General features: G+C 32.1%; 16 protein-coding genes. 6 read left to right on the forward strand and 10 right to left on the reverse strand.

What is annotated here, in order from left to right; all coding sequences use genetic code 11:
* Positions 1-8: 8 nt before the first annotated feature.
* The 4 genes from A5893_RS09670 to pyrR form a co-directional block, all read right to left on the reverse strand.
* On the reverse strand, positions 9-1,748 hold the full coding sequence (locus tag A5893_RS09670) for a TonB-dependent receptor (RefSeq protein WP_094336719.1): 1,740 nt from the start codon (positions 1,746-1,748) through the stop codon (positions 9-11).
* Between the two features lie 4 nt (positions 1,749-1,752).
* On the reverse strand, positions 1,753-4,776 hold the full coding sequence (locus A5893_RS09675) for a tetratricopeptide repeat protein (protein WP_068822360.1): 3,024 nt from the start codon (positions 4,774-4,776) through the stop codon (positions 1,753-1,755).
* Between the two features lie 135 nt (positions 4,777-4,911).
* Positions 4,912-5,850 carry an aspartate carbamoyltransferase catalytic subunit gene (locus A5893_RS09680; RefSeq protein WP_068822361.1) on the reverse strand — a complete coding sequence of 313 codons (939 nt, stop codon included), beginning with the start codon at positions 5,848-5,850 and terminating at the stop codon, positions 4,912-4,914.
* A gap of 6 nt (positions 5,851-5,856) precedes the next feature.
* Positions 5,857-6,399: a bifunctional pyr operon transcriptional regulator/uracil phosphoribosyltransferase PyrR gene (pyrR, locus tag A5893_RS09685; RefSeq protein WP_068822362.1), complete on the reverse strand. Its 543-nt coding sequence runs from the start codon at positions 6,397-6,399 to the stop codon at positions 5,857-5,859.
* Positions 6,400-6,572: 173 nt separating this feature from the next.
* Here pyrR and A5893_RS09690 point away from each other — a divergent pair, with 173 nt between their 5' ends.
* Positions 6,573-7,058 (forward strand): hypothetical protein, encoded by a 486-nt coding sequence (locus A5893_RS09690; protein WP_068822363.1) that lies wholly within the window; start codon positions 6,573-6,575, stop codon positions 7,056-7,058.
* Positions 7,059-7,089: 31 nt separating this feature from the next.
* On the opposite strand, the gene A5893_RS09695 is transcribed toward A5893_RS09690, so the two are convergent.
* The 4 genes from A5893_RS09695 to A5893_RS09710 form a co-directional block, all read right to left on the reverse strand.
* Positions 7,090-7,725 carry a hypothetical protein gene (locus tag A5893_RS09695; protein WP_068822364.1) on the reverse strand — a complete coding sequence of 212 codons (636 nt, stop codon included), beginning with the start codon at positions 7,723-7,725 and terminating at the stop codon, positions 7,090-7,092.
* A gap of 27 nt (positions 7,726-7,752) precedes the next feature.
* Positions 7,753-8,775, reverse strand: a complete 1,023-nt coding sequence (gene ruvB, locus A5893_RS09700) for a Holliday junction branch migration DNA helicase RuvB (RefSeq protein WP_068822365.1) — start codon at positions 8,773-8,775, stop codon at positions 7,753-7,755.
* A gap of 361 nt (positions 8,776-9,136) precedes the next feature.
* The gene (locus A5893_RS09705) at positions 9,137-9,619 is read right to left on the reverse strand and encodes an NADH-quinone oxidoreductase subunit B (protein ID WP_068822366.1); all 483 of its coding nucleotides are present in this window, start codon (positions 9,617-9,619) and stop codon (positions 9,137-9,139) included.
* Positions 9,619-10,191 (reverse strand): NADH-quinone oxidoreductase subunit A, encoded by a 573-nt coding sequence (locus tag A5893_RS09710; RefSeq protein WP_068822367.1) that lies wholly within the window; start codon positions 10,189-10,191, stop codon positions 9,619-9,621. The genes A5893_RS09705 and A5893_RS09710 overlap by 1 nt, the downstream gene beginning before the upstream one ends.
* Positions 10,192-10,580: 389 nt before the next feature.
* On the opposite strand from A5893_RS09710, the gene A5893_RS09715 reads away from it, so the two are divergent.
* From A5893_RS09715 to alaS, 5 genes are all read left to right on the forward strand, one after another.
* Entirely contained in the window at positions 10,581-11,777 is a 1,197-nt protein-coding gene (locus tag A5893_RS09715; RefSeq protein ID WP_068822556.1) for a BaiN/RdsA family NAD(P)/FAD-dependent oxidoreductase, read from the forward strand.
* 64 nt (positions 11,778-11,841) lie between these two features.
* Positions 11,842-12,093, forward strand: coding sequence for a type II toxin-antitoxin system Phd/YefM family antitoxin (locus tag A5893_RS09720; RefSeq protein WP_068822368.1), 252 nt, complete (start codon positions 11,842-11,844; stop codon positions 12,091-12,093).
* Entirely contained in the window at positions 12,090-12,344 is a 255-nt protein-coding gene (locus A5893_RS09725; protein WP_068822369.1) for a Txe/YoeB family addiction module toxin, read from the forward strand. Before A5893_RS09720 ends, A5893_RS09725 begins: the two co-directional genes overlap by 4 nt.
* Positions 12,345-12,409: 65 nt before the next feature.
* Entirely contained in the window at positions 12,410-13,117 is a 708-nt protein-coding gene (locus A5893_RS09730; protein WP_068822370.1) for a DUF2490 domain-containing protein, read from the forward strand.
* Between the two features lie 77 nt (positions 13,118-13,194).
* Positions 13,195-15,882, forward strand: a complete 2,688-nt coding sequence (alaS, locus tag A5893_RS09735; RefSeq protein ID WP_068822371.1) for an alanine--tRNA ligase — start codon at positions 13,195-13,197, stop codon at positions 15,880-15,882.
* Between the two features lie 6 nt (positions 15,883-15,888).
* Here alaS and A5893_RS09740 read toward each other — a convergent pair whose 3' ends face one another.
* Complete coding sequence (locus A5893_RS09740) at positions 15,889-16,527, reverse strand: hypothetical protein (RefSeq protein ID WP_068822372.1); 639 nt, start codon at positions 16,525-16,527, stop codon at positions 15,889-15,891.
* Positions 16,528-16,594: 67 nt separating this feature from the next.
* A complete protein-coding gene (locus tag A5893_RS18185; RefSeq protein ID WP_262497031.1) occupies positions 16,595-16,717 on the reverse strand; it encodes a hypothetical protein in 123 nt (40 codons plus the stop codon).
* Between the last annotated feature and the right edge of the window lie 32 nt (positions 16,718-16,749).

The raw sequence follows: 16,749 nt of genomic DNA on the forward strand, positions 1-16,749 counted from the left end.
AAGAAAAACTAAAATCCATATCGTAATCCACCTAGAATATTGATTCCGTAATTAGGATAATAAGGCATTCTTTCATACTCATTACCTAAAACATTATTAACCCTAAAAAATCCTGATATCTGATTGTTATATTGATATTCAGCACCAATACTAATATCGGCGAAAGCCTTAATCGTTTTAACCGATGCAACTATTGTAGGAGTTGGGGGAGCAGGAGTTACGATAGGCGCAAAATCAAAAATCTTAGCTTTTGTTTCTCCTTGGAAAAGTAAATCGCCGGAAATTTTTACCTTATCTACAATTTTAAAAGAAGCAGTAGATGTTAATATAAAACTGGGTCTTAACCATGCAAACTGCTCAGTTTTTATATCGTATTGTTTAATCTGTACTTTACTATCTAATTTAAAATCATCAGAAAAGCTCACATTTAGCTCTCCATCAAAACCAAGAATATTGGTGTTTCCTGCAAAATAAGATACATTAAATTTTTGTTTGGTATTAATATCGTTAACGTAGTAACTTAAATCTGAAATAGTTTGGTAATTAACCATTGCTTTATAACCAACATTTGGAGCTACCGTACCTCTAATGCCACCCGCAACGTCTAATTTTTTTACACTATTTCTAAGATCAACGTTTTGATTTAGGTAAGGATTTACATCCGATAAATTCTTAATTAAAGTTTTATCTACATCGCCACCCAAATTCCCGAAAATGGTTAAATAATTTTTTATCAGCATAAAATCTAAACTGGCAGCTGGGAAGATGTTAATCCTTTGATTTGCACCAAATTCATTTGCGTAATTAACACCTCCTGTAAACCTAAACCTATCTGTTTTAAATTGGATATATGGATTTAACTTAAATAAGTTATTGTTAAAACTGTAAGATAAATCTTTACTAGTGGTAATATCAACAATGGCATTTGCACCTAAATGAAACTTGTTTAAATCTTTTCCTAACCCGCCAGAAACAATCACTGATGTTTCTTTTGCTTCGAAAGCATTATTGAATATGGAGGCGTTAATTTTTGCAGCATAATCAAAGTTAGTTTCTTCATCTGCATCATTTCTGTTTAATACCACACCTTCAGCTTCAAAATAGTTAAATTTTTGCTTTTCAGGATTTAGATTGGTGAATGTTCCTTGTGGATCTTGACCGTAAAAATAGGTGCTGGTTCTATCGTAGCTTAGCTTACCTTCTAAAACCAAAGCATCGCCAATACTTCTACCATAACCTCCAAAACTTTGTTTACTGATTTTTTGCTCATTCAATTTACCGCTCATCCCTAAATGATTAAAATTGAAACCAGCTTGTAAAGCTTCATCTTGTCCGGTTGCTATATTAAGTTGTGCTAGAGTAGTACCTAAATTACCCAATGCCAATTTTGCAAAGTTGTTTTTAAGTTCTTCTTGTTTAAGTTTGACCAACTTTTGAGCTTCTAATTCCCTAATCCCGCTATTCAATTCCAATCTTTTATCCATTAAGCTATAAGTGATTTTGGGATTAAAAGGCCTAATATCATTTAAATTGGGACTTCTTCTAATTTTAACAGCATCGGCTAAAACAGGTCTGTAAGATCTAACCACTTCAACCTCTTCAGTAACTGAGGTTTTAGAGGTATCTCTTGAAACGGTTGTTTTTGTTGGAACAGTTTTTTCTGCAGGTTGAGTTTGTGCGTATAATGCATTGCTAGCAAATAAACCCGATAAAATTAAAAAACTTGCTTTGTATATATGCTTAGTCATGTTCTTATTTAGTATCAAGGTCCTTTAATTTTTGTTTTGCAGTAGGTAAAATTTCATCATCGCCCTCATAATTATCAATTACAGATTTTAGGGTAGCAATAGCTTGTACTTTATCTTTTTGTGCTACATAATTATCTGCCAATAAAATGAAAGTTTTTGCGAACCAATAATCATAATTTGGCATATTGTTTACCAAATCAAAACAAGTTTTTTGGGAGGTTTTATAATCCTTTTTAAGATATTGGATTTCGGCAACGTTATACAATGCTTCTGCTCCAATAATAGATTTAGTTGCTTTTGCTACTTCTTCTAATTGCTTTCTTCCTTTTGTGGTATCTCCTTGTAATAAAAAAGCTTTACCACCATATAAACCAGCTTTAAATTTATCTTCCTCAGAAGATTTTTCATAATTTTTAACCAAGTCTACATAAAGCAAAGTTTGGTCTGGCACTTTAATTCCTGCATACGCAACCATTAAATTATTGATTGCAAAAGAATAGTTTGCTTTATATTCTGATGCAATTTCCAATTTTTTCAGATGGACAATTGCTTCGTTATACTGTTTATTGTTGAGGTAAATTTTGGAAATACTTATCAAAGCTTTCTCTGTATATTCACTTGTCCAATCGTTTAAGATATATTCATAATCAATAATAGCTGGAGCAAATTTGCCGAGGTTTTTATAACTTTCTGCTCTTATAAATTTTGCTTGTTTGTCTTTTATGGCTTTAGGAAATTTATCAAAATAAGCATTTACCGATTCTACTGCTCCATCCCAATTTCCTTTAATGTATTGAGTGTTTGCCGCTTGAAACATGATATTATCTTGTTCAGATGTTGTGTAATTTCCTATAGAAGTAGTATTGGCGTAATCTATAAAATCAGTTGCATTGCCCATATCCAAATAAATCTTTTGGATTAGTTTTAAAGCTTGTTGTGCTTCATCTGTAGATTTATATTCTGAAACAACTCTTTTAAAAGTTTCTAATGCCACCTGATCATTTTTTTGATCATAATTAACTAATCCAATAGTTACCAATGCTCTTGGGATATAAGAACTGCGAGGATATTTGGCAACAAAATTTGTTAAGTCTGCTTTTGCGATATCACCTTGTCCCATTAAAAAATAGGTATAAGGTATTTCAAAACCTGCATCATCAGAATAATTAGAATTAGGAAATTTGCTTAAAAGCGATTTTAAAGTGGCAATTTTTGCATCAGGTTGGTTTTGTAAACCTTGTATAATTCCGCGTTGAAATAACGCATAATCTTCGCTAGTACCACCTTCAGAAATAATTTGATTGTAGTAATTTAATGCACTACCATAATTTTTAGCACCAAAATAAGCATCAGCTAATCTTAATGTCGCATCTTTTATTGTTTTAGCGTCTTTCTCGTTTCCGTTTAAAAACCTTGCAAGATAGGTTGCGGCTTTTGGATAGCTTTCTCCCTCTAAAGCTGCATATCCCAAAGCATAATTCGCAAAATTAAATAGATCTGTTTTTTTTGCGGCAGGCATTGCTAAAAAAGTCTCGAAATAATTAACTGATTCCCCATATTTTCTTACCTCATACATGGCTTCCGCACACCAATAAGTAGATAAAGCCAAAATATCTTTATCAATAGGATAATTGTTAGACTTTAAAAATAGACCAATCGAATTTTCAAAAGCTCTTTCATTATAAAACTCTAATGCCCTAAAATAGGTCACTTTTTGATAAGCCTCTTTGGCGTCTGCCGATTTATTTTCTATACCCTCTAACACATCAATAGCATCACGATAGTTTTTTGTGCTGGATAAAGATTTAGCCAATAGTGTTTTAGCTTCAGTTAATTTTTTAGTACGAGGATAATCTTTTAAATATTTCTGTATCGCATCTAATGCAATTGAATTGAATTGTAATTCGTATGAAAGTTTAGCGAAATTGAATAAAGCATCTTCCTTAATTTCTCTATCAAAATCTAATGATGAACTTACTTGTAAAACATTTCTGGCCGCTCTTTTATCTTGTTTAGTTAAATAAGCATCTCCTAAAGTATATAATCCGTATTGGCTGTAATCAGATTTATCGTTGATTAATTTCCCTAACTGCGCAATAGATTCGTTATATTTTTTAAGTTTATAATAGGTGTAACCAATTTGATAGCTATCCTGGTTGTTTTGAGTTTTACCATTATCACGTTTCATAAAACGCTCATAATAGGCTGACGCATTTGTATAATCTTGCTTAGCAAAATAAGAAGCGGCAATGATACGCAGCATCTCAGTTTCATTTAGCTGTTTAGTGTTTTCAATAATTGGTACTGCGTATGCAATTACATCATCATATCTTTTATCTAAAAAATAAATGGCAGAGATATAATAAGGATAACTTTCTTTATAATTTTCAGAGTTTTTTAGTTTTTCAAAGTTTTTTAAAGCAATAGGGTATTCTTTATCAACATAAGCAATGTAGGCGTAATAATAAGTGGCTTGTTCGCTATATTTAGAACCATCGTCTTTTACAATACCGAATAATGGTTTTGCACTAGCATAATCTTTGGTCTCAAAAAATGAATAAGCAGTTTTGAATTTATATTCTGTATCATCCTTACCAGTTAAATCTATCGAGCTAACTTTTGTAAACCAATTTAAGGCTTCCTGATAATTGCCTTGGTTAAAATAATATTTACCAAATTGAAAATAAGCTTGTTTAGATTTTGGACTTTCTGGATGGTTTTTTACAAATCTTTTAAAAAGTTGTTCTGCATCATCATTCCCTAATTCTAAAGCACAAACGGCTCTATAAAACTCGCTATTAACCTTTAAATTTGAAGTGAAAGTATTATTGAAAGATTGTGGCGTTTGTATGTTCTTATCATTTTCTACCTCATAAAATAAGGAAGAGGCAGCTGCATATTTTTCTTGTTCATATAATTCTGTTGCTTGTTTATATTTTGAATTAATATCAAAATAAGCAGGCAATTGGGCAAAAAGTATATCAGATGAAATAAAAAATAAGGCAGTGACAGTGATTATTTTTCGCATAATTATATCAAGTGGAAATTCTAAATTACATCAACTTTTAATACTTATTAACACAATTAACTAACAAGTGTTAATAAGCAAGGTTAACGCAATTTATTAATGACTAGTGTTTATATAAGTAAATTTTTGAAGGAGTCAAGATTTTTGACTTGCTAAAAGATAGAGAACTGCCATTCTAATAGCAACTCCATTTTCTACTTGGTTTAAGATGATAGATTGTTTACTATCTGCCACGTCGCTGGTAATCTCTACACCTCGGTTTATGGGTCCAGGATGCATTACAACTATTTCTTTATCAAGGCTATTTAAGATTTTTTTATTTAAACCATACATCATAGAATATTCCCTAAGCGATGGAAAGTACTTTATATCCTGACGCTCTAATTGTATCCTTAACATATTGGCAACATCGCACCAATTTAAGGCTTTCATTAAATTGTGCTCTACTTTTACACCCAAAGTATGTATGTATTTCGGGATTAACGTTGTTGGGCCGCAAACCATTACCTCTGCACCTAATTTTTGCAGGCAAAGGATATTAGATAACGCAACCCTAGAGTGTAAAACATCGCCAACGATAACTACTTTTTTGCCTGCAACTTCCCCCAATTTTTCTTTAATTGAGTAAGCATCCAATAAAGCTTGTGTTGGATGTTCATGTGCTCCATCGCCAGCATTTATGATTTGAGCATCTATATGTTTACTTAAAAATACACCTGCTCCAGGGTAAGGATGTCTCATTACCACCATATCTACTTTCATAGATAAAATGTTATTTACGGTATCAATCAGCGTTTCTCCTTTGCTAACGGAAGAACTTGATGCTGCAAAATTAACCACATCTGCAGAAAGTCTTTTTTGCGCCAATTCAAAAGAAAGTTTGGTACGGGTAGAGTTTTCAAAAAATATATTAGCAATGGTAATATCTCTTAAAGAAGGTACTTTTTTAATTGGTCGGTTAATAACATCCTTAAAGGTATTGGCGGTTTCTAAAATAAGCTCAATATCTTTTTTAGTGAGGTCTTTGATACCTAAAAGATGTTTGCTACTTAATTTTTGCGCTGTTTCTGACATTGTTTATTAATTCTCTGAAACTAAAACTACTTTATCTTCTTGATCAGCTTCTTTCCAGCTAACTACTACTTTTTGTGATGAAATGGAATCGACCTTGATCCCGATATAATCTGGTTCTATTGGCAATTGTCGGCTATAACGCCTATCTACTAAAACTAAGAGCTCCACTTTTTCTGGACGGCCGAAGGCTAGCATGGCGTCCATGGCTGCTCTAATTGTTCTGCCTGTCCATAAAACATCATCAATTAAAATCACTTTTTTACCTTCTATAATAAAATCAATCTGGGTGCTATTTGGTACTAGAGGACTGTTTCCTCGTCTAAAATCATCCCGATAAAAAGTAGTATCTAAAATTCCGTTTTGGATTTTTGCATTGGGCAAAATGTTTTTCAAACCTTCAGAAATTCTTTGAGAAAGATAAATTCCTCTTGGTTGTATTCCCAAAATCACAGAATTGGAGAAATCGTTATGATTTTCTATTAATTGATGACAAAGCCTTTCTAAAGTGATCTGGAATTTTTTACCGCTAAGAAGAGTTAAATTTTGCATCAGCTGGGTTGGTTTGGGCAAAAATAGAAAAAATATAAATAAAGTAGGATAAAATTTAAGATAGTCAATTTGATTACCCTTTTAAAGTTATATGAAATACAAAATAAATTAAATGCTTAATTGATACTGTTGGAACGTTTATTGTTTTTAGGTTACCGAAAAACATTTTACCCATGAAAAATTATGATTCGCTTTTATATAATGAAAGCTATCAAGGAAGTATTAAGGAATGCTATATCATTGCCATACTAGCTACTTTAGCCATGACTATATTTAGTATTTTAATGACTAATGTTTACAAAAAGGAGTTTAGAGAGCCAAACCTTATTGGAAAAATAGTTGAACATCATATAAAAGATTCTCCTAAATGGTTAAGTATAACTTCTGGTTATATTATACATTTTGTGGTTGGATTTATTTTTACCTCCATACAATTATATTTATATCTATTAATTGCCCCTGTATGGTATAATGCTATTCTTTTAGGAATTATTAATGGAATTGTTGGTTGTATCATTTGGTATTTCACCATCATGATATATAGTGATGTTCTTTTTGTTAAAGTAGGTAGCTTTTTATATCAATTGATGTTTGCTCACATTATTTTTTCTATAGTTATTATGTTGATGTATATTTTACCAAGACTAAATCAACTATAAAAAAAATGAGGCTCATTTTGAGCCTCATTTTTTAAATGCTTTGTCCTTTAGCCAGCTTTTCTTTTCTATGATCTTGCCATAAATAATGCAATAAAGTATTTAAAACCACGGCATTCCAGTCATTATGTAAACTTAAAGTTTCTTTCTTTCGCTTATCGCTGATACTATCAATATGTAAAACACCTTCTTTTAAATAGTATTTGATATCATTCCAAAGCACTAATTCTATTTTAGATTTTTTCCAAAATAAAAACCCAGAAGTATAACTCATTATAAAGCCTTGTTGCGTAACCTGAGTATTACCTATTCCAAAGCCTTTATTTTCATTTAAAGCGGTGATATACTCTGTTACCAAATGTTTTTTTACATACTGCCATAATCCCGACATGATGTAATAATAAGTATGATCTTCCTCTAAAAGGTCTTCAACTTTATCAGAGCTAAACTTAATGCTAATGCTTTCGCCATTATGGCTTTGTACATCAATATTGTAATGTTTGCGTTCTGGCTTTTTTGATCCACCAATTAATGACACACCGTATTTAACGGCTTTTACATCATTACAAGCGATTTTATTGCCGTTTACTTCAATAAAATCCTTATTGATTTTTATTTTTTGTTTTGTTGATGGGACCGTATAATCTACGTCAAAATTGTGTTCTTGCATGGCATCGAATATAATAATTTATATTATTTAAAATAGCGTTCCTGTACCGCCTAATTTCAATTTACCTAAATGTTTGTATGCTGCTTCCGTTGCCTCTCTTCCTCTTGATGTTCTCATCAGGTATCCTTCTTGGATTAAGAACGGCTCATAAACTTCTTCAATTGTTCCTTCTTCTTCTCCAACGGCCGTTGCAATTGTTTTTAAACCAACAGGGCCACCTTTAAATTTATCAATAATTGCAGATAAAATTCTATTATCCATTTCGTCTAAACCGTGTTCGTCAACATTTAATGCATTTAACGCATATTTTGCTATTTCAGTTTCAATATTTCCATTTCCTTTTATTTGAGCAAAATCTCTTGTTCGCCTTAAAAGTGCATTTGCAATACGAGGAGTACCTCTGCTTCTTCTTGCAATTTCATAAGCTGCTTCATCAGTAATTGGAGTTTTTAAAATACTTGATGATCGTAAAACTATAGTTGTCAGTAATTTAGCATCGTAATATTGAAGTCGAGAATTAATTCCAAACCTTGCCCTTAAAGGTGATGTTAATAAACCGGATCGAGTAGTAGCTCCCACTAAAGTGAAAGGATTTAAAGATATTTGCACCGATCTCGCATTTGGACCAGTTTCTAGCATAATATCGATTTTAAAATCCTCCATGGCAGAATATAGATATTCTTCTACTAAAGGACTTAAACGATGGATTTCATCGATAAAAAGGATATCTCCAGTATCTAAATTGGTTAATAAGCCCGCTAAATCTCCAGGTTTATCTAAAACAGGACCGCTGGTAATTTTAATACCAACGCCCATTTCATTCGCAATTATGTGTGAAAGTGTAGTTTTTCCTAAGCCTGGAGGGCCATGTAATAGCACATGGTCTAAAGCTTCGCCCCGTAACCTTGCAGCCTGAACAAATATCCTTAGGTTCTCTAAAATCTTCTCCTGACCAGTAAAATCTTCAAACTCTTGCGGCCTAAGCACTTTTTCGATTTCTTTATCGGTTGATGTTAAATTTTCTGTATTAGGATCTAAATTTTCATTCATGGGTTTAAGGTAATTAAAAGACTTTTTTATTTAAGATAATATGAATGAAAAATTAAATTATTATTTTGATTGGTATATAACTAAATGCTTTAAAATTATTTTTATTTTAAATGATGTTAGTTAATTGGGCGTTTTAATCCCGAAAAAAAATCGGGATTAACCGAGCTTTCCACTATATCTTTTTTTCTGAAAAAGAAAAAAAGGATGCCGCTTCAATCACTAACGCAAAAAAATTAAAGTCCATCATGTCGATGATAGGAGACATCTCACACATTAGTCTCCTAAACAATGAGCAGACCTTGCTAGTGAGATTTCTCGTTCCTCGAAATGACGGAGAAAAACCCCCTGGCTTTATTATTAACTAAATCTCACTCAAAACCTCTTTTTCAATCAATTTTTGCAATTCTAAAATCCCACCAATTAAAGCTTCTGGCCGTGGTGGGCAACCCTGAACATAAATATCAACAGGGATTATCCGATCTACTCCCTTAACGACGTGATAACCATGTTCCCAATAAGGGCCGCCACAATTAGAACAAGAACCCATGGAAATCACATATTTAGGTTCGGGCATTTGTTCATATAATCTTTTAATTCTCTCAGCCATTTTAAAAGTAACCGTTCCTGCAATTATAATTACATCTGCTTGGCGTGGCGAAGGTCTTGGGAAAACCCCAAATCTATCCAAGTCAAAATTAGAAGCCATAGATCCCATCATTTCAATAGCGCAACAAGCTAAACCAAAGCTTAATGGCCATAAGGAAGAAAGGCGAGCCCAATTCATTAAATCATCAAGATTGGTAACTACTACACCTGTATTTTCTAATTGCTTCTCTAAACTCATTATTTTTTAAATCTTGGTATAAATTTAGGTTTTGCAATTGTTTGAGTTTCCTCTTTTAAAGATTTATCGGCGAAAGCCACCTTATTTTTAAAAGGAATATATTTCTCTTGATTGATATTTTGATAAGCTGACAAAGGAATTTTAGAATCCGTTTTAGGAATAAAAACAGAAGGCTTAATCCAATCTAAATCTTTTTTTCGCCAAACGTAAACCAATCCCAGTAATAAAATCCCAATAAATATCATCATTTCCGAAAAAGCAAGCCATCCCCAGCGAGCATCTTGCGCTATTAAAATTTTATCGGCGAAAATAGTTGCCCAGGGGAAAACAAAAACCATTTCTACATCAAATAATAAAAATATTAGTGCAATGACGTAAAAACGACTATTAAACTGTATCCAGGAACTACCAATGGGTTCTTCACCACATTCATAAGAGCTGTTTTTTTCTGGATTGGGCTTGTGTGGAGCGATTAATTTATTAACAAAAAATGCAAAACCTACAGCTAGGAGTCCGGTAATTAAAAATATTAAGACTTTACCAAACTCGGTTATGCTATTTGCTTCTGCCATATTTCAAAGGTAATAAATGAGATGATTTATGGTATTAAAACTTTTTAGCTATTTGTGAATAACAGGCCGAATCTTGATTAACAAGATTTTTAATATTAAAATTAGTTTTTCTTAATTCCTTAATGTTGGTATAATTAAAACATGAAGAAGTTAAGGGAAATTAAGCTCATAGCATCAAAATAAATGAATTAAGTTAATAATTTAAATTAGTGTATTAGTGGGGAAAATTATCTGAATCTTGATTTACCAGATTTAAGGATTAACAGGATTTCCTATAAAACCCAGATTAGTGAAAATTAGTGTATTGGTGGCAAAAACTTTTTTCTCTGTGAAATATCTCCATGTCCTCTATGGTTATTTAAATTTATTAATCTCATTTTTGCCAAATGATGCAATCTGATTTTGATGCAGTAATTATTGGAGGTGGAGCTTGTGGATTGATGTGTGCCGTTCAAGCTGGATACTTGGGTAAACGAACTTTAATCTTAGAAAAAAACAATCAGGTTGGTGCAAAAATTTTGATTTCTGGCGGTGGAAGGTGCAATTATACCAACCTTTATACCACCGATCAAAATTTCATTTCCAATAATCCTCACTTTTCTAAATCAGCATTATCACAATGGACGGTGGAAGATTCTATCTCTTTTTTTGAAACTTATGGAATTATTGGTCAGGAAAAAACTTTAGGTCAGCTGTTTCCAGAAAGTAACAAGGCAAAAGATATTGTTAATATTTTCATCGATTTATGTGAGCAATTAGAACAAGAAATTACGCTTAACGCTGATGTTAAATCGGTTTTACAAATTACAGATGGCTTTGAAATCAACTATGAGCTAAATGGGAAACTTATCAAGATAACCTCACCAAAAGTAGTGATGGCAAGCGGCGGTTTGCCTATTTCTAAAATGGGAGCTACAGATTTCTCCCTAAAAATTGCTAAGCAATTTGGATTAAAAATACATCAAACTGCACCCGCTTTAGTGCCATTAACCATCACTGGAAAAGAGGAAGCTTGGTACGCTAGTCTTTCTGGAAACTCTATGAAAGCAATTGTAAGTAATGATGAAATCAGCTTTGAAGAGAATATTTTGTTTACACATTGGGGTTTAAGTGGGCCAGCAATTCTGCAAATTTCATCTTATTGGAAACCAGGAACACAAATCGAAATTGATTTATTACCTCACCAAAATATTATCGAACTCATTGAAAGTGAAAGAAATACAAATGGGAAGAAAATGCTCTCTAATTTTTTAAATCAATTTTATACCAAAAAATTTATGGACGCAATTGCGGCTTTTATTCCGATCAGTAAAAATCTAGCATCTTTAACTAAAGAAGATATTATTGCCATAGAAAATTTTATACATCATTTTAAAGTTAAACCTGCCGGTGATAAGGGTTATGACAAAGCTGAAGTGATGCGAGGTGGAATTGATACCAACGAACTATCTTCTAAGACATTAGAAGCTAAAAAAACTGGTGGTTTATATTTTGGTGGCGAATGTGTGGACGTTACAGGTTGGTTGGGTGGCTACAATTTTCAATGGGCTTGGGCTTGTGGTTTTGTGATTGCGCAGAATATTTAAATGTTTTAAATTACGTTTTTAAGTACTTAATTAGTAATTTTATATATATTTAAAAAAAATTAATATGAAGGTTGTAAACTATACTGATTTAAGAGTTAATCTAAAAAAGTGGATGGATTTGGTAATTGATGATGTTGAAGAACTTATTGTAAAAAGAAAAGATAATAAAGATCTAGTTATCATATCGTTAGAAGAATACAATTCATTAAAAGAAACTAATTATTTACTATCTGGAAATAATAGAGAAGTCATATTACGCTCACTACAAGACGCCAAAGATGGTAAATTAGAAAAACATGATTTGATTGAAGAATGAATTTAATTTGGACATCTGATGCCTGGAGTGATTATTTATTTTGGCAAACAACAGATAAATCTAAGCTCAAAAGATTGAATGAACTTTTAAAATCTATTGTTAGAGAACCATATATTGGAATTGGAAATCCAGAACCTTTAAAACATGATTTAAAAGGATGCTGGTCCAGAAGAATTGATAGTGAACATCGCGTTGTCTATATTTTTGAAAATGATTCCATTAAAATAATTTCCTGTCGATACCATTATTAATAGTAATCGAATTCTGCCTATTTGCCTTATAATAAACAAAATTTAAAATCATCAAAATATTTAAAATGAAGTTCAGTTTAAAATACATTTTATTAAGTGTTTTTATCCTTATTACAACTATATCAAAAGCTCAAAATATCTCACAAAATTCTGGTTGGGCAGCATCAATAAATAGTTTTAAAATTTCAGAAAAAACAGGTATACATTTCGATGTTCAATTTAGGTCTGCTGACAATTTAGATTACTTAAGAAATGTTTTGATAAGACCTGGATTTACCTATTTTTTCGATAAAACTAAAAATGCAACGGTAGGTTATGCATTTATATTAACCAATCAGGGCAATAGCTTTAATAATGATTTAATTGAACATAGAATTTGGGAACAGTTTATATATAATATTCCAATTGTTAAAAATGTTCAATTAACAAATAGATTAAGATTAGAACAACGTTTTATTGAGCAAAACATAGATGACGTGTTTTCTCAACGTATTAGATACTTTTTTCGTTCTGTTGTACCATTGCAGAAGAATGAAAATAATTTCACAAAGGGTGCTTTTTTAGCTTTACAAAATGAGATTTTTATCAATCTTCAAAACAAGGAAAAACTTAACAATCATTCATTTGACCAAAATAGAGCGTATTTAGCAGCTGGATATAGGCTCAACACAAAAATAGATTTTGAATTAGGATATCTAAATCAATATAGTAAAGGAACTGCTAACTCTACTACAAATAATATTTTTCAAGTCGCTGTTTACAGCAGATTCTAAACCGTTCAACCTCATTATTCTCTACACTTTTTAAACTAAAACAATCATCAATCTGCTTATATTTACGACTTATGATTATGACCGCACAAGAAATTCGTCAGCAATTTTTAGACTTTTTTAAATCAAAAGGACATCAAATCGTCCCATCTGCACCAATTGTTGTTAAAAACGACCCAACATTAATGTTTACCAATGCTGGGATGAATCAGTTTAAAGATTTGTTTTTGGGCGAAGCGGCCATCAAATACCCTCGTGTTGCAGATACTCAGCGTTGTTTACGTGTTTCTGGTAAACATAACGATTTGGAAGAAGTAGGTATTGATACCTATCATCACACCATGTTCGAGATGTTGGGGAATTGGAGCTTTGGCGATTATTTTAAGAAAGAAGCTATTGCCTGGAGCTGGGAATTACTCACCGAGGTTTATAAATTGCAAAAAGACCGTTTATACGTGACCATTTTTGAAGGTGACGAAAAAGAAGGTTTGGCTAAAGACCAAGAAGCTTATGATTTTTGGCGACAGTATGTTGATGAAGACAAAATCCTTTTAGGAAATAAAAAAGATAACTTTTGGGAAATGGGCGAAACTGGACCTTGCGGACCTTGTTCTGAAATCCATTTTGATAGCAGGAGCGATGAAGACAGAGCAAAAGTAAATGGCGCTACTTTAGTAAATGCCGATGATCCTTTAGTGATTGAGATTTGGAATAACGTTTTTATGCAGTTTAACCGTCAGAAAGATGGAAGTTTAAAAACTTTGCCAGCAAAACATGTAGATACAGGAATGGGTTTTGAGCGTTTGGTTCGCATCATTCAAAATAAAACTTCTAATTACGATACGGATGTTTTCCAACCGATGATTCAGTTTATTGCTGAAAAATCTGGAATTGCTTACGGAAAGGAAGAAAAAACAGATATCGCTATGAGGGTAATGGCAGATCACATCAGAGCAATTTCATTTGCTATCGCGGATGGAACTTTACCATCCAACAATAAAGCAGGTTATGTGATTCGCAGGATTTTAAGAAGAGCGATTCGTTATGCTTATCAGTTTCTACGATTTGAGAAACCTTTTATAAATCAATTAATACCAATTTTAGCTGAACAATTTAAAGGTGTCTTTGATGAATTGTATATGCAAAAGGATTTTGTTCAAAAGGTAATACTAGAAGAAGAAAACAGTTTTTTAAAGACTTTAGCGCAAGGCGTTTCTAGATTTCATGTTTATACCACATTAGAACGTGGATTTACTGTAAGAGAAGAAGAAGATAGTTGGGAAATGATGACTTATCAGACTCGATATGAAAATGAAAGATCAAATATGTTAATTGCAGGAAAATTTGCTTTTGAGCTATCTGATACTTATGGTTTTCCGATAGATCTAACCGAATTAATGGCTCGTGAGAAAGGTTTTTCTGTTGATATGGTAGGCTTCGAAACCGAACTCCAAAAACAAAAAAATCGTTCAAGAGCGGCAACTGCTATCGATACTGAAGATTGGATTATCGTAAATGAAGGAGAAGAATCTGAATTTGTCGGCTATCATGATTTAGAAATCCATGCTCAAATTTTAAAATATCGTAAAGTTACAGCTAAAGGAAAAACCCAATTTCAATTGGTGTTAGACAGAACTCCATTTTATGCAGAAAGCGGTGGGCAAGTTGGAGACACCGGTTTATTAATAGGAGAGGGTGAAGAAGTGATTATTACAGATACCAAAAAAGAAAATGGATTGATCATTCATTTTGTGGATGCTTTACCAAATGATTTAGAATCTAGGTTTTTAGCTAGGGTAAATTCTCAACAAAGGATTTTAACGGAAAATAACCACTCTGCAACGCATCTTTTACATGCTGCCTTAAAAATGGTTTTAGGAAATCATGTTAACCAAAAAGGTAGTTTAGTTAATGAAAACGTATTAAGATTTGATTTTTCACATTTCTCTAGAGTAACTGATGAAGAAATCAATCAGATTGAAAGTATTGTAAACGAAAAAATCAGAGAAAATATCCAATTAAAAGAAGAAACAAATATTCCGTACCAACAAGCTTTGGATAGTGGCGTAACTGCTTTATTTGGAGAAAAGTATGGAGATTTTGTAAGGGTAATTACCTTTGGTGAAGGTTATTCAAAAGAACTTTGTGGAGGAACTCATGTTCCCGCAACCGGACAAATTGGTTATTTCAAAATCATTTCTGAAAGTGCTGTTGCAGCAGGTGTTAGAAGAATTGAAGCCATTACAGCGATAAAAGCCGAAGAATTTATTCATCAACAAGATGAATTATTAAAATCCTTAAAAGAATTGCTAAAAAATCCTCAAGATTTATCAAAATCGGTAGCCGCATTAATAGAAGAGAATAGTAAGCTTAAAAAGGAAGTGGAAAAAGCAATTTTGGCAAAGTCTGCGGGTTTAAAAGATGAGCTAAAAGATAAAGTCCAAAATATAAATGGTGTTAACTTTTTGGCAGAGGAAGTTAATTTGCCAAATGCAGAAGCCATTAAAAATTTAGCTTACCAATTAAAAGATGTTGTAGAGAATTTATACTTGGTTTTAGCAGCAAATATTGATGGAAAACCTTTGTTGACAGTGATGATATCTGAAATTTTAGTCAAAGAAAAAGGCATGAACGCTGGCAGTATCGTAAGGGAATTGGCAAAAGAAATACAAGGTGGTGGTGGTGGACAACCGTTTTTTGCTACTGCTGGTGGGAAAAATGTGGATGGTTTGAAGAATGCTTTGGATAAGGCTATGGAGTTTATTTAGCCTTATCTACATCAATTTTTTTAAACCATCTAAAGCATTTTGCAATCCGTATTCACCATAATAGATGTAATATTCTCCGGTCGGTTTTAAAATCATAAATGAACCGCAGGAATAATGATATGGAAAAAATTGATAAAGAATAGAATATTTATCAGTTAGCCAATTTTCGGGTTTATTGGTTCTATTTTCAACTGATGCATTTTTTGTTTTTACTTGAGTAATTTCGACATCATATTTTTTCAAAATTTGTTTTTCAAAGTTTGCAAAGTATTCATCCATACTTTGCAATGTCGCTGAACCGCTTGTAGAACAAGGATCGTCTCCTTGAAAATACTTTATCAATAACGTTTTTTTCGTTGCTATTGAAGTATCAAGTCTTCCGAAATATTGAATGATTTGATTTACTTGAATTACTGAAATCTGACCAAGTACTTTCCTATTTACGAGTTTGACAAGCATTGTGTCATTTTGGTTCTTTAAATTAGCAGGAACTATATTACTACGATTGGCATCAAATAAACTTTGGAATTTTTCTTTTGATACCTCGATAGAATCAATGCTAAAATATCTTGTAATTATTTTTTCTTGTGAGAATGATTTATGGAAAGCAAATAATGATAAAAATATGAATATCTTATTTTTCATTGTATAAAGGTAATTATCTACACATTACACTTAAACAATGTATAGCTTTTTATTTACCATATCTTATTTACTTACTGCTTTCAACGCCATTCCAACCGTCCATAAAGCCACGTTTAAAATCAGGCCAATTTGAAGATAGTAAGAACATAATCAGCATACCCAACAAAAAATATTTTAGTTTTGGATTCATAATTTAAATTTTTGAAATAAATCTAAATCAAA

This window comes from Pedobacter psychrophilus (assembly GCF_001652725.1).
GTDB lineage: Bacteria > Bacteroidota > Bacteroidia > Sphingobacteriales > Sphingobacteriaceae > Pseudopedobacter > Pseudopedobacter psychrophilus.

Excerpts from the sequence above, each read along its gene's own strand:
- A5893_RS09670 (WP_094336719.1), bottom strand. The coding sequence starts at position 1,748 with ATGACTAAGCATATATACAAAGCAAGTTTTTTAATTTTATCGGGTTTA.
- A5893_RS09675 (WP_068822360.1), bottom strand. The coding sequence starts at position 4,776 with ATGCGAAAAATAATCACTGTCACTGCCTTATTTTTTATTTCATCTGAT.
- A5893_RS09680 (WP_068822361.1), bottom strand. The coding sequence starts at position 5,850 with ATGTCAGAAACAGCGCAAAAATTAAGTAGCAAACATCTTTTAGGTATC.
- pyrR (WP_068822362.1), bottom strand. The coding sequence starts at position 6,399 with ATGCAAAATTTAACTCTTCTTAGCGGTAAAAAATTCCAGATCACTTTA.
- A5893_RS09690 (WP_068822363.1), top strand. The coding sequence starts at position 6,573 with ATGAAAAATTATGATTCGCTTTTATATAATGAAAGCTATCAAGGAAGT.
- A5893_RS09695 (WP_068822364.1), bottom strand. The coding sequence starts at position 7,725 with ATGCAAGAACACAATTTTGACGTAGATTATACGGTCCCATCAACAAAA.
- ruvB (WP_068822365.1), bottom strand. The coding sequence starts at position 8,775 with ATGAATGAAAATTTAGATCCTAATACAGAAAATTTAACATCAACCGAT.
- A5893_RS09705 (WP_068822366.1), bottom strand. The coding sequence starts at position 9,619 with ATGAGTTTAGAGAAGCAATTAGAAAATACAGGTGTAGTAGTTACCAAT.
- A5893_RS09710 (WP_068822367.1), bottom strand. The coding sequence starts at position 10,191 with ATGGCAGAAGCAAATAGCATAACCGAGTTTGGTAAAGTCTTAATATTT.
- A5893_RS09715 (WP_068822556.1), top strand. The coding sequence starts at position 10,581 with ATGCAATCTGATTTTGATGCAGTAATTATTGGAGGTGGAGCTTGTGGA.
- A5893_RS09720 (WP_068822368.1), top strand. The coding sequence starts at position 11,842 with ATGAAGGTTGTAAACTATACTGATTTAAGAGTTAATCTAAAAAAGTGG.
- A5893_RS09725 (WP_068822369.1), top strand. The coding sequence starts at position 12,090 with ATGAATTTAATTTGGACATCTGATGCCTGGAGTGATTATTTATTTTGG.
- A5893_RS09730 (WP_068822370.1), top strand. The coding sequence starts at position 12,410 with ATGAAGTTCAGTTTAAAATACATTTTATTAAGTGTTTTTATCCTTATT.
- alaS (WP_068822371.1), top strand. The coding sequence starts at position 13,195 with ATGACCGCACAAGAAATTCGTCAGCAATTTTTAGACTTTTTTAAATCA.
- A5893_RS09740 (WP_068822372.1), bottom strand. The coding sequence starts at position 16,527 with ATGAAAAATAAGATATTCATATTTTTATCATTATTTGCTTTCCATAAA.
- A5893_RS18185 (WP_262497031.1), bottom strand. The coding sequence starts at position 16,717 with ATGAATCCAAAACTAAAATATTTTTTGTTGGGTATGCTGATTATGTTC.